This is a genomic window from Spirosoma utsteinense (assembly GCF_014282275.1).
Classification (GTDB): domain Bacteria; phylum Bacteroidota; class Bacteroidia; order Cytophagales; family Spirosomataceae; genus Spirosoma; species Spirosoma utsteinense.
In genome coordinates this window covers 12,584-25,659 of record NZ_VFIA01000034.1, presented here as the reverse complement: position 1 = coordinate 25,659, position 13,076 = coordinate 12,584, and the positions used below count along the sequence as shown (strand labels likewise).

7 protein-coding genes are annotated in these 13,076 nt (G+C 55.1%); 2 read left to right on the top strand and 5 right to left on the bottom strand.

What is annotated here, in order from left to right:
- Window positions 1-93: 93 nt before the first annotated feature.
- Window positions 94-2,340 carry a B12-binding domain-containing radical SAM protein gene (locus FH603_RS21660; protein ID WP_208493156.1) on the top strand — a complete coding sequence of 749 codons (2,247 nt, stop codon included), beginning with the start codon at window positions 94-96 and terminating at the stop codon, window positions 2,338-2,340.
- A gap of 68 nt (window positions 2,341-2,408) precedes the next feature.
- Here FH603_RS21660 and FH603_RS28645 read toward each other — a convergent pair whose 3' ends face one another.
- The 3 genes from FH603_RS28645 to FH603_RS21645 all read right to left on the bottom strand — a co-directional run bounded on the left by FH603_RS28645 (window position 2,409) and on the right by FH603_RS21645 (window position 9,316).
- Window positions 2,409-4,619 carry an ATP-binding protein gene (locus FH603_RS28645; protein ID WP_235985534.1) on the bottom strand — a complete coding sequence of 737 codons (2,211 nt, stop codon included), beginning with the start codon at window positions 4,617-4,619 and terminating at the stop codon, window positions 2,409-2,411.
- Window positions 4,620-4,927: 308 nt separating this feature from the next.
- Window positions 4,928-6,229: an amidohydrolase family protein gene (locus FH603_RS21650; RefSeq protein ID WP_186739898.1), complete on the bottom strand. Its 1,302-nt coding sequence runs from the start codon at window positions 6,227-6,229 to the stop codon at window positions 4,928-4,930.
- Window positions 6,230-6,247: 18 nt separating this feature from the next.
- The gene (locus FH603_RS21645; RefSeq protein WP_186739896.1) at window positions 6,248-9,316 is read right to left on the bottom strand and encodes an amidohydrolase family protein; all 3,069 of its coding nucleotides are present in this window, start codon (window positions 9,314-9,316) and stop codon (window positions 6,248-6,250) included.
- A gap of 169 nt (window positions 9,317-9,485) precedes the next feature.
- Between FH603_RS21645 and FH603_RS21640 the strand changes: the two genes are divergently transcribed.
- Window positions 9,486-10,226 (top strand): hypothetical protein, encoded by a 741-nt coding sequence (locus FH603_RS21640; RefSeq protein WP_186739894.1) that lies wholly within the window; start codon window positions 9,486-9,488, stop codon window positions 10,224-10,226.
- On the opposite strand, the gene FH603_RS21635 is transcribed toward FH603_RS21640, so the two are convergent.
- Both FH603_RS21635 and FH603_RS21630 read right to left on the bottom strand, forming a co-directional pair.
- On the bottom strand, window positions 10,227-11,333 hold the full coding sequence (locus tag FH603_RS21635; protein ID WP_186739892.1) for a Gfo/Idh/MocA family protein: 1,107 nt from the start codon (window positions 11,331-11,333) through the stop codon (window positions 10,227-10,229).
- A 91-nt stretch (window positions 11,334-11,424) separates the two neighbouring features.
- Entirely contained in the window at window positions 11,425-12,927 is a 1,503-nt protein-coding gene (locus tag FH603_RS21630; protein ID WP_186739937.1) for a DEAD/DEAH box helicase, read from the bottom strand.
- Window positions 12,928-13,076: the final 149 nt, after the last annotated feature.

The following is a 13,076-nucleotide window of genomic DNA, read 5'->3' as shown; positions in this document are numbered from 1 at the left end:
GTAGTTACAGCAACAACAGTCTGTGCGTTCGATCGTTCAGCCAACTGCTGCGGCAACGTCGCGCCCACGAACCATTGCCGAAACCATGAGGTTATGCTTTTTCAGGATGAGCCCGAACCTTATCCGCAAATTCGTATCGCTGTGGATCAGACGCTCTTACTCATCACCCCACCCTTTACTCAGCTCAACACCCCCTATCCGGCAACGGCCTATCTGAAAGGGTTTCTCCACACAAAGCATATCACGTCATACCAGGCAGACCTGGGTATCGAGGTTATTTTAGCCCTTTTTTCGGCCAAAGGGCTGGCAGCGATGTTTGCCCAACTCGAAGCCGCCGATGCCGAATTGTCGGACAACAGTTACCGCATCTGCCGGTTGCAGGCCGATTATGTCGGCACCATCGATCCGGTAATTCGTTTTCTCCAGAATAAGAACCCAACACTCGCTCATAGCATCTGCGACCGGACCTATCTGCCTGAGGCCTCGCGTTTTGCGCAGTTGGAAGAGCTTGACTGGGCTTTTGGCACGATGGGCATCCACGACAAGGCGCGGCATCTGGCTACCTTGTATCTCGAAGACCTGAGCGACCTGATTCAGGAAGCGGTCGATCCTCACTTTGGCTTTAGCCGATATGCCGAACGGCTGGGTCGTTCGGCCACGCACTTCGATGAGTTACACGAGGCTTTACAAGCGCCTGACACGCCGGTGTCGACGATATTGATCGAACTGCTGGAACAGAAAATCCAGCAGTGGCAACCCGGTGTGGTTTGCCTGACGGTTCCGTTTCCCGGCAATCTGTACGGGGCACTCACCTGCGGAAAATACCTGAAACAGCACCACCCGGACATCAGGATCATCATGGGCGGGGGGTATGCCAACACCGAACTACGATCGCTGACCGAGCCGCGCGTCTTCGATTATGTGGACTTTATCTGCCTCGACGACGGGGAAGCTCCGCTGCTAACGCTCCTGGAACATCTGGACGGTCGGCGCGAAATAAGCCAGCTCAAGCGCGTCTATGCCCGAACCAACGGGCTGGTTACCTATTACAACGGCGCCCGGGAAAAGGATGTCCCCCAGCGCGAAACCGGCACCCCCAACTACCGCGACCTCCCCCTGAACGACTACCTGTCGGTCATTGAAGTCGTGAATCCCATGCACCGTCTGTGGAGCGATGGCCGCTGGAACAAACTGACGCTGGCCCACGGCTGCTACTGGGGTAAGTGTTCATTCTGCGATGTGACGCTGGACTACATCAAACGATACGAACCGGTAACAGCCGCGCTCCTGGCCGACCGAATCGAGGAAATCATCGACCAGACCGGACAGACCGGATTTCATTTTGTCGATGAAGCCGCACCGCCAGCCCTCATGCGCGACCTGGCGCTGGAAATCGTTCGCCGGAAGCTGACGGTGACCTGGTGGACGAATATCCGGTTCGAGTCCAGCTTTACACCCGACCTGTGTACACTGCTGAAAGCGTCGGGCTGCATTGCGGTATCCGGCGGCCTGGAGGTAGCCTCAGACCGCCTGCTGGAACGAATGAAAAAAGGCGTTACAGTGGCGCAGGTGGCCCGCGTGGCCGATGCCTTTACCCAGGCCGGCATCATGGTCCATGCGTACCTGATGTATGGTTTCCCGACCCAAACGATGCAGGAAACCGTCGACTCCCTGGAAATGGTTCGGCAGTTATTCAAAAACGGGGTTGTTCAATCGGGTTTCTGGCACCGCTTTGCCATGACCGCCCACAGCCCCGTTGGGGTCGACCCGGCGGGGTTCGACGTGATGCGCATCGGGCCTGACTTCGGCGGGTTTGCCGACAACGACCTGGAGCATGCCGACCCGTCGGGGGCGAATCATGATCTGTTTGCCGATGGCCTGCGCAAGTCGCTGTTCAACTACATGCATGATGTGGGGTTTGAGCTTCCTCTACAGGACTGGTTTACGTTTCCGGTACCGGTCACCTCCATTCCACCGAGATACATCGAGAAAGCCATCAGCCAGCCGTCCGATAAAGAGCCGCGTCCCAATGCGTTCGTGATCTGGCCGGGCAATCTGCCCAGCATGGAGGTATTCGAGTTACAGCAGGGGCGGAAGGTGGTGGAGATGGCGGAGCTGGAGTTTTATAGCCGGCAGGGCCAGTGGCTTCTTGAGGCCACGGTGCCCGTTGGCGACTGGATCATGAACCGGCTGCCTACGCTCATTATCGGCCCCCACGAACCCTGTTCATTAGCGCAACTAAAGGCCGACTATGAACTGAGCGGACTAGGCAACTTCAGCTCATTCATGCAGTCGCCTGCCTGGATACAGCTGCGGCAGAACGGACTGCTTATTGTTTGATTCCAGCCAGGAAATGAGACTGTTATAACACGCCCGCGCTGACTGTACAGCGTGGAAAGGGCCTTGCTTTAGCTGGAACGGGCCGGTAACGTAATGAAAAATGTGCTTCCCTCGCCTTCCTCGCTTTCTACGGATAGTGTTCCTCCGTGGCCTTTGGTGATGATATCATACGAGAGGGATAAGCCTAATCCCGTCCCCTCGCCCGTAGGTTTGGTGGTAAAAAAGGGCTGAAAGATCTTGGCTTCGACCGACTCGGGGATACCGGCACCGTTATCACGTACATCAAGGATGATAGACACCCGATTCTGGGTTGGCGTACTCTCCGCAATACAGTGCCCGATACGGACCCAAACCGTCGGCTTGTAGTCAGGACCCGCTGTTTTCTGTTTTTGCCATACCGCGTAAAAAGCATTGTTATACAGATTTAGCAGTACCCGCCCCATATCCTGAGGTACCACCTCGACTTCGGCGGGTTCAGGTTGAAAATCTGTTACCAGCTGCGCGTTGAAGTTGGGATTTTTGGCCCGCAATCCGTGATAAGCGATCTTTAGGTATTCGTCGGCCAGCGCCTTGAGGTCGGTGAGCTGTTTGGTGCCGGTGCCGGTGCGGGAATGTTCGAGCATGCCCTTGACAATGGCCGAAGCCCGTCCGCCATGGTGCGTAATTTTCTGTAGATTCTGCTTTAAGTCGCCCAGCAACTCGGTTTCCAGGTCTGCGTCGCGGCTGGCCTTTTGCTGCTCCTCTTCGAGTTCGACAACCAGCTCCGTAGATACCTCCGAAAAGTTCGTAACGAAGTTCAGCGGGTTCTGGATCTCGTGGGCGATGCCGGCTGTCAGTTCACCCAGACTGGCCAGTTTTTCGCGCTGGATCAGCTGGGTTTGTGTTTCCCGTAAGTCGCTCAACGAACGATTCAATTCGGCGGTACGATCGGCTACCTGCAACTCCAGAACTACATTCTGGCTAGCCAGCAGCTGCTGCTTTTCCTGCTCCTGGGCCAGCGACTGAGCCGACAAACGATTGACCAGGTCCAGTTGCTGACGCAGCGACTGATAGGTACGGGCGTAGTCCCCCACCAGGGAGAAAGACAGGCCAATAGGTACGCTGAACAAAGAAATCAGGCTCAGAATGACGATGGGGACAGCGATCCATTCCAGGTTGTTCTCGTTTTCGGATGACTGGGAGACAAGAACCATTACGAGAACCAGCCCGATGAGTGCCAACATGGCAAACAGCGAGAACTTCAGGGAATTCCAGGGCAAACGGGCTGCCGGATCGGAACTATGCCGCCGGGCAAGCCAGCTAACCCGAATATAGTCGATTATCACCAGCGCGAACGGTAACCAGACAATGCTGCCCGGAATTGGGCCGACAAACGTGCTATAGGCTACCAGCGCCGTCAATACCGCTATAATCCCCCAGAATAGCCAGTTCTGCCGCCGGCCCAGGTAGGTATAGACCGATACCAGCAATAGCCCCATCGCTACATTCACCAGTATCCACAGCACGGATACCAACAAGGAGTCTATAGTCAGGGTACCCGCTTCACCCTCCAACCGGTCGATCAGGAAAATCAATGAAAACGCTAACATGGTCAGTGACAGCAGCAGATTCACGGGCTGGGTAGTATTGGCCCGGTAAAACAGCAGGTGCAGCAGGCTCAGCACACCAAAAACCCCCACGATCAGGTACTCCAGCGCGGCCGAACTCGCCTGGCTGTACACTAATTCGGTGGTGGCCCGATCACTTAATTGAAAGTCCAGTTGAAAGGGTGCTTTGTGTATCGAACTACCATATAAGGGATCACGACGGAACGCGTACCGCACCGCCAGAACATGTTGACTCGTGTCGGCAATCTGAAGCGGAACAAAGGCGATCATCCGCTGGGAACCGCCCTTGTCGAAATGGGCAGGCCGAAGTGTGGCCACCCGCTTCCCGTCGAGGTAGACCTCCGAGGTGCCGAACTGGCGAATAGTCATTACTACTGAATCGCTCATGAGGGTATGAAACCGAATTGTTTTCCGGAACCAGCCCCGACCGCTTTCCCAAAGTGCCGCGTTTTCCATCAGATTCAGCTGGGGACTACGCTTCGGCCAGCGTTGAGCATTATAGCCGGGATTGGCCCAGCCAATGCTGTCCCCTGGGTGAAACTGCCACTCCCCTTGCTGAGGTAACCGGATGGTCGGCGAGCTGTCGAACTGGATAGCCTGGCCGTAGGTCATGTCAGCGCCCGGTAACAAACACAAGGCCATGATGGCTATGCGGTAAATAATTCGAATCATAAAAACAGTAGAATACACGGACGTCGTACAACCGCCACCTTCCTCTTACCTGGTCGCCAAAGCCCGGAACCGCGCCCGAAGCTTCTTTCGGCCATTGGCAAGAAATACAATACCAGCCTTGCAATATCAGCAATTAAGTGAATGACTGGTCAGGCACGTGGCAGGGATTTCTGTTGACCTGCCACCTGCTTTTCATCTGGTTCGGTTCGCGATCAGGCGACAGGCATGATTTGAATTTCGTCGGAGCTTTTTAACAAACGAGCCGTGGCACGATGGAAGTCGTGCCACGGCTCGTTTGTTAGTAATTCTTATTTCTGCTGGTATTTCTCTTTGTAGGTATTGTACAGGCGCTTATGCCGGTCGTCCAGGTTTACCGTGCGGCCCTGAATGAAGACGTGTTCGATCACGTTCGTACGCATATCGAGCGCGTCGCCCGCCGATACGAACAGGGTGGCTTGTTTGCCTTTCTCCAGCGTGCCGACCAGGTTGTCGATACCAAGGATTTTAGCCGTGTTCGAGGTAACCAGCTTCAGAGCTTCCTCCCGGTCGGCAATTCCGAATCCGGCGGCTGTTCCGGCCAGAAACGGCAGGTTGCGTGTCCGCCACCATTCATCGGCATAACTCAGGCTAACCAGTATACCCGCTTTCTGTAAAATGCTGGGCAATTTGTAGGGCAGATCGACATCTTCATCTTCCCGGTTGGGCAACCGGTGCAGCGCACTCAGGATCACCGATACGTTGTTGTCCTTCAGGAACGTAACCACGCGGTTGGCTTCTTCCCCACCAACGACCACCACCCTGGGTATTCCGAACGATTTGGCGAACGTAACGGCTTCGATGATGTCTTTGCCATAATCGGCCCGAACATACAGGTTTTGTGTGCCGGTAAACAGACCCCGCATGGATTCGAGACGCAGGTTCATCGGCGATAGATTTGGCAGCGCAGCATACCCCTTGGCATCGGCAAAGGTGGCCTGCAAAGCGCTGATCACCTCGTTGCGTTTATCGTTCTTTTTGAGGGTAATCGTAAAGTCCTCGAAGTTGAAGTTGCGGGCGAAATAGCCGGGCCAGTTCAGCCAGATACCGTCGTCTTTCTTTAATGCGGCATCTTCCCAGTTCCAGCCGTCGGCCATCATCACGCTCGAACTACCCGATACGGTACCGCCCTGGGGTGTGGCCTGGGTAAGCAAAACGCCGTTGTTCCGGATGGTCGGTATCACTTCGGAGTCGGTATTGTAGGCAATAAGGGCGCGGACGTTGGGATTCAGTATGCCCACCTCCTCTTTGTCGAGTGTGGCCCGCACCGACGCCACCTCCTGCAAGCCTACCGTCGACGCAGGCGAAATAATTCCGGGATACACGTGCTTTCCGGCGATGTTTACAACATCGACATCGGTCAGGTTCAGTTTAACGATGGTGGCATCGACCACATTCGTGATCACTCCCTTATCGAAGATGATCACCCCATTGGGGATTACCTGCCCGTTGCCAATGTGAATCGTACCGCCCAGCAAAGCGGTGGCCCGGGCCTGTGGTTTGGCCGGAGCGGGGTTCTGCGCATAGCCCGTGAGCGATGCCAGCGTGAGTATTGAAATAAATATCTTTTTCATGATGATGTTTCTCCGCGGCTATTTCTGCGTTTGAGTTTGTTCCTCTTCTTCCCCTTCGGCCATCAAGCCTTCGATGTCTTCGCAGTGCCACATCCGAGCCCGTTTAAAGCCAGGCCGGGTCGTTGGCGAACCACTTGCTTTGGCCGTTATCATCTTCTGGATCAGCCGGGCACGTTCAGCCTGCATGGCGTCACGCTTGCGGTCTTCACTGGCCAGATCGAAATAAACGGCACCGTCGATGATCGTTTTCTCGGGACGGGCATAAATCGCCAGGGGGTTGGCATTCCAGAGAACCAGGTCGGCGTCTTTGCCCACCCGAATGCTGCCCATCCGGCTATCCAGATGCAGCAGTTTGGCCGGATTGAGGGTAACCATTTTCCAGGCATCCTCTTCGGTCATGCCACCATATTCAATGGTTTTGGCGGCTTCCTGATTCAGGCGTCTGGCCATTTCAGCGTCGTCGGAGTTGATCGACACCGTCACCCCCTGCCGGTGCATCAGCGCTGCATTGTAGGGAATAGCGTCGTGGACTTCCATTTTGTAGGCCCACCAGTCGGCAAACGATGACCCGCCTGCACCATGCTTAGCCATTTTGTCGGCCAGCTTATACCCTTCCAGGATGTGGGTAAACGTGTTGACCTTGAAGCCCAGTGAGTCGGCTACGTGCATCAGCATATTGATTTCCGACTGCACGTAGGAGTGGCAGGTAATGAACCGTTTGGCGGCCAGGATCTCCGCCAGCGCGTCGAGTTCGATGTCCCGGTGGGGCGCTACGGCGCTGGCTTTCTGTTTGGCGTTAAGCCCATTGTAAGTGGCCCAGCTTTTGGCGTATTCTTTGGCCCGCATGAAGTGATCCATATACACCTGCTCCACACCCATCCGGGTTTGCGGAAACCGAACCCGGTTAACGTCGCCCCAGTTGGACTGCTTTACGTTCTCGCCCAGGGCGAATTTAATAAACCCATCGGCCCCTTTAAGCATCATCGCATCCGGCGATTCACCCCATTTGAGCTTCACAATGGCCGACTGCCCGCCAATGGCGTTCGCTGAACCGTGAAGCAACTGCGAGGCTGTGACACCGCCGGCGAGTTGGCGGTAGATATTGACATCTTCCGAATTGACCACATCGGCCATACGAACCTCGGCCGTACTCGACTGTGATCCTTCATTCACGGATAGCAGCGCTATGTGGGAGTGTTCGTCAATGATGCCGGTCGTGAGGTGCTTGCCGGTACCGTCGACAACCGCCACATCGGCAGGAACCGGCAGGTTTTTACCTACTTTGGTAATCTTTCCGCCCGTAACGAACACATCGGTATTAGGCAGGATGCCATCCTTTTCATTCGTCCAGACCGTGGCATTGCGGATCATCATCGTTTGTGGCACAGGCTTGCTGGTGTTGCCCATCCCTACAAACGGGTACAACAGCGCCGTGGCGCTGGCAGGTAAGGTCGCCACCGCCGACACGGATGTGGCCGTCGTGGACACTGGGCTACCAGCGGCCCGTACAGCTGACCAGGCCACTCGCTTCCCATCGGGCGTTTCGCCATCACCCTTCAGGTTGGCTGGACTGGTCTGGTAACCGGTTAGCCGGGTGGTTCCGGGCTGCTTCTTATCAAGTTGTAGCTGAATCGAAATCAAGTCCCCACTAACGGCCACCTTAGGCGTACTTTTTATGGTATCGGCCACGATCTGGTACTCTGGCTTGTCGGCCGATTTGCCGGTAATGTTTAGGGTCAGACCGGTACGCTCACCGACGGTCAACGCCCACTTGCCCCGCAGGTCGGCCGCATTTTTCTCGTTGACAATGTATTGTTTGCCGCGAATCCAGTTTTCGTAGATCACGTTATCGGCACCAAACAGGTTACCCGACGTGATGATGAAGTTGGCCACGCGACCCTTTTGCAGTGTACCAACCTGATCGTCGGCCTTCATCAGACGGGCCGGTACGGTTGTTAGTGCTTCGAGTGCTTTCTGCTCGGTCAGGCCGTTTTCGATGGCTTTGCGGATATTCGCCCAGAAATCAGCTTTATTTTTCAACCCTGACGTAGTCAAGGCAAACGAAATGTTTGCCCCCGCCAGCCGACCGGCATTCATCGGGGCCATTTCCCAGTGTTTCAACTCAGACAGCGACACATTATCGGCATCCCAGGCGTCTTCAACGTCGTAAGGCTGTGGAAAGCTTACGGGCACGATCAGCGACGCTCCCGTTGCTTTGATCTCGTTGATGCGCTGGTACTCATCACCCGTTCCCCGCAGTATGTATTGAACCCCAAATTCATCGCCCACCTTATCGGCACGCAGTATGCCGAGCTTGTCGCCAGCGTCGAAAATGGCGGGCAGCGACTGAATACGGGTCAGCGCTTCAAGCGACGTGTTGGCCTGTTCCTTGTTGCCGCCCCGTTTGTACCAGTCGGCATCGTACATAGCCTGACGCAGCAACGCCACCGATCCCATCATTGAGTTTGGATACGATTGTCCCGAGCTGCCTTTATTGAAGGAGTAATGGGCTGTTACGTTAGCCTTCAGCAAGACCAGATTCTCCCGGTCGTCGGCCAGGGTCACCAGCGCACCTGTACCCCGTACGACCCCGTCGTGGGGATGCGTCAGGACGGCACCGAAACCAATTTTACGCAGCTCATCTGCTTTTTTGTCGTCGGCCTTGAACAGGGCACTGGCATCGTTCTCCGGCTGTACGGCCTGGTTCCAGTAATAAGGTCCTTTTTTAGCGGATTCAAGTTGCTGAGGAGCCCGGCCACCCCCACGCTGCTCGCGTTTAAGCTCTGGCATCCCGTAGTCTGAATCGATTTCGACCATAGCCGGGTAGATCCGTTTGCCTTTCAGATCAGCGACAACCGTTCCGGCAGGCAGGCTGACATTGGCACCAACTGCTTCGACCCGGCCATTGCGAACGAGCAGGGTAGCATTCTGGAGAGTCGTTTGCGGATCAACGATGATGGTGGCATTGGTAAAGGCGTACAGCCCCGGCCGCTCATCATAAACGCCATTGCGCGGAAAAGTCGTCTGAGCCATAGCCCCATAGGTCAGGCCAACGGCGAACAAGCCCGTCAGAAGATGTTTAATCATGAAGAAGTGAGATTGATTATTGGGTGAAAACGGCCAAAAATACGCAAACCGACCCGGTTCAGGGCTCTTTACCCAAAGAAGATTTTGCATTTATCCGGAAAGCCACTGTTTAAGCGAAACAAAAATTGTTTCTTTGATTTTTTATTGGACTTATTTCCTATTTATCCTCATGCGTTTTCTGTTTGCCTGCCTCATCACTGTCCTGACAACGACGACTGCGCGGTCGCAGGAACAGGAGGAATTTATGACCCAGAGTACCCGCGACCGTATCAACTTCAGCAACCTGAACATTCCCAATACCGGCACTTTATTCGGCATCAAAGGAATACCCGGCAAAGTCATTGGCGATCCTTATATCGATACCGTCTGGCAGGCTGGCAACGTAAAATTCTACGGTCGGCTTACGCCCAAAACCGACTCCATTGCGGGTGTGCCTGTACGAATCGACCTTCTGGCAAACGAAGTAGAAATCAAAGCCGGTAATAAAGACATCCGGGCCACGAAGGCAGCTACCGTTCGGTACGTCGACATAAATAACCGGACCGGCACCAGCAGCCGGTTCATCAACGTGCGCGAATACCGGGGCGAAGCCGATGTCTTATCCGGCTTCTTTGAACAGATCGTTGTGGGGAAATTCGATCTGTTACACCATCCGACGGTCTACATCCGGCGATCGAATTACAACTCCGCCATGAACGTGGGCACCAAAGACGACGAGATCATGAAAAAAGCGGACTGGTATCTGGCCTACCAAAAGCGGGCAGTAAAATTCTCGCCTTCGAAAAAAGCACTGCTCGAACTAATGACCGACCACAAAGAGCAGATCGAAGCGTACCTGAAAAGCAAAAAGCCCGACCTGAAGGAGAAAACGGAGCTGACAGCGCTGGTCGTGTACTACAACGGCCTGTAATTAAGCCCGCCAGTCGATACTGATTTTTCGGCCTGTATCGGCCGCCTGCAAAATAGCACCGATCAGCTTCATATCTTTCCAGCCTTCCTCCCCCGATGCTTCCGGAATGGTTTTCTGGCGAATAGACTGGCTGAATGCGTTCAACTGAGCAATCTGCTGGTACTGGGGCGATGGCAGATCCATAGGGCCACTGCTGCTGACGCCCTGTGCACCGGTAGCGTTGAAGGCCGGTTCCAGCTTGAACCAGCCACGCTCGCAGGTCGCGTACAAGCGGTCGACATAGGACGAGTATGTTGTACTACAGTGGGCAACGGTGCCTCCCGGAAATTCGAACTGCCAGAAGACCGTTTCGTGAATGTCTTTGAAATGAACTTTATCGAACGTAAAAGCCTGAGCCGTCACACTGATCGGGTCTTCATTGATTGTCCGGCGGGCACCCTGAATGGCATACACCCCCAGATCCATAATGGCCCCACCCCCGCCGATCCTGCGATCCAGCCGCCACGAATCCGGGCCGGGCACCGTAAACCCAAGGCCCGACTCGATCACCTTAACGGCTCCAAATTGCTTCTCGGCGGCCATACGGCGCATTTCCAGGTGATGGGGCTCGAAATAGAGCCGATAGCCGACAGAAAGCTGTACACCTGCTTTCCGGCAGGCATCGATCATCTGCCGGGCTTCGGCCGCATTCATCGCCATCGGTTTCTCGCAAATGACGTGCTTACCCGCCTGAGCCGCCCGGATCGTGTACTCGGCGTGCATGAAGTTGGGCAACACAACATAAATAATATCGATATCGGGGTTATTCCGGATCTGATCGAATGTCTGGTAACTGTAACTATTCTTTGGCGGGATGTTGTAGGTCGTAGACCATGCTTTGGCCTTGTCGGGTGAGCCGGTCACAATACCGGCCAGGTAGCAGTCCTTCGTTTCCAGCAGGGCGGGGGCCAGCTGTCTCGTAGCGTAATTACCCAGTCCTACAAGCGCGACACCCAGCTTTTTAGGCTTGGGTTGCCGGGCGAATAAATCGGTAGACGGCGTCAACAGACTACCCGTCATCAGGGAAAGAGTCTTCAGTGACGTTCGGCGGGTGATAGGAGCATTCATAGGGGCTTCCGGCAGTTCGTATGCAGACAAGTAAACACAAAAAAAACAGCACAAAAGCGATTTGTGCTGTTCGGTAAACAGGTCGGTTCAGTTACTCACTAAGGGGCGTTACAACCGGGCTCTTATCCGTTTCGCCGGTCTCGTTCTTTGGACCACGCCGACGTTTTTTCCGGCGCTTGGGCTTGTCGGAAGCAGTCCCGTCAACCCCAACGGCGCGGGGTTGCTGGCCTGATTCGACACCCGTAACTGTCGGTTCAACCGAGGGAGGAGCAACGTCCGTTCGGGGCTGACGCTCCCCATTGACGGTAGTATTGCGTCGATCTTCGGACGGGGCTGTTCCATTTCCGGAACGCCGGTTTTCGTTGCTACGCCGTCCATCCCGTCCGCGACCACCTTCGCCCGAACCCGAACCCCGGCTGCTACCTCCTCCGTCACGGCCACCCCGACCGGCACTAGGCCCGCCTTTACCCCGCAGTCCGCTAAACCGTTTAGGGTCGAACACGGGCGAGCGGCCCATACCCAGTTCCTCCGTTACGGAACGCTTCTCAACTTCGCGCTCGATGAGCTTCTCGATGTTGGTGATACGGTTCTGGTCCTGATCGCTGATGAAGGTAATAGCGGTACCGGTTGTCGCTGCGCGGGCCGTACGGCCGATGCGGTGGACATAATCCTCCGCATCGCGCGGTATGTCATAGTTGACGACATGCGTCAGGTTGTCGATGTCGATACCCCGCGACAGTACGTCGGTGGCCACCAGGATCGGGAATGCTTTATTTTTAAAGTCCCGCAGTACTACTTCGCGGTCGTCCTGCTCCAGGTCGGAGCTGATACCGCGCGCTTCGTAGTTCAACTTGCTCAGGGCCCGCACAATGCCATTCACTTCGGATTTGCGGGAGGTGAAGAGCACCATGCTCTGCACGGGCGTCGGGCTGTTTTTGATCAGATGCGCCAGTAGGGGCAGCTTCTGATTGTCAAAAGCCAGGTAAAACTGCTGATCGATACCGGCCGCTGGCTTCGATACCGCCAGCCGTATTTCTTCGGGTTCGGTCAGAAGTCGCTTCGAAAACTCCCGGATTTTATTGGGCATGGTAGCCGAAAACAGCAGCGTCTGACGCTTGGCAGGGATCTTGTCGACAATATTCATGATGTCGTCGGAGAAACCCATGTCGAGCATCTTGTCGGCTTCATCGAGCACCAGGTAATCGATCCTGTCGAAGTTCACGTAGCCAAGCTGCATGTGGGCCATAAGCCGGCCCGGCGTTGCAATGATGATATCGGCGCCTGTTTCCAGCGCTTTACGTTGCTTGTCCCAGTCGTCGCCTTTGCCACCGCCGTAGATGGCGATACTGTTGGCATTGACGAAGTAACCAAACCCTTCTACCTGCTCATCGATCTGTTTGGCCAGTTCACGCGTCGGCACCAGAATCAGGGTGCTGGTGTGATCATGGTCGGCATGAGAGATTTTATCGAGAAGGGGAATGAGGTAAGCGGCTGTTTTGCCGGTTCCGGTCTGCGCACTGGCAATAAGGTCGCGACCAGCGAGAATTTTGGGGATGGCCATCTCCTGAACGGGGGTAGCGTTCAGGTAGTTCATGGCGTCCACACCGGCCAGCAGGTCGTCGTGGAGGTTAAATTCGGAAAATGTCAAGGTAACAGCTTGGTGAGAGTGAAGAAAAGCTGACCTTACTTTTCCGGTCAGCAAACCGCTTGATTTGGAAACAAATATACAAAAAAAACAGGCAC

What these genes read in the sequence shown, in the direction of transcription:
- FH603_RS21660 (WP_208493156.1), top strand. Translation starts at nt 94, where the DNA reads ATGCTTTTTCAGGATGAGCCCGAACCTTATCCGCAAATTCGTATCGCT.
- FH603_RS28645 (WP_235985534.1), bottom strand. Translation starts at nt 4,619, where the DNA reads ATGATTCGAATTATTTACCGCATAGCCATCATGGCCTTGTGTTTGTTA.
- FH603_RS21650 (WP_186739898.1), bottom strand. Translation starts at nt 6,229, where the DNA reads ATGAAAAAGATATTTATTTCAATACTCACGCTGGCATCGCTCACGGGC.
- FH603_RS21645 (WP_186739896.1), bottom strand. Translation starts at nt 9,316, where the DNA reads ATGATTAAACATCTTCTGACGGGCTTGTTCGCCGTTGGCCTGACCTAT.
- FH603_RS21640 (WP_186739894.1), top strand. Translation starts at nt 9,486, where the DNA reads ATGCGTTTTCTGTTTGCCTGCCTCATCACTGTCCTGACAACGACGACT.
- FH603_RS21635 (WP_186739892.1), bottom strand. Translation starts at nt 11,333, where the DNA reads ATGAATGCTCCTATCACCCGCCGAACGTCACTGAAGACTCTTTCCCTG.
- FH603_RS21630 (WP_186739937.1), bottom strand. Translation starts at nt 12,927, where the DNA reads ATGAACTACCTGAACGCTACCCCCGTTCAGGAGATGGCCATCCCCAAA.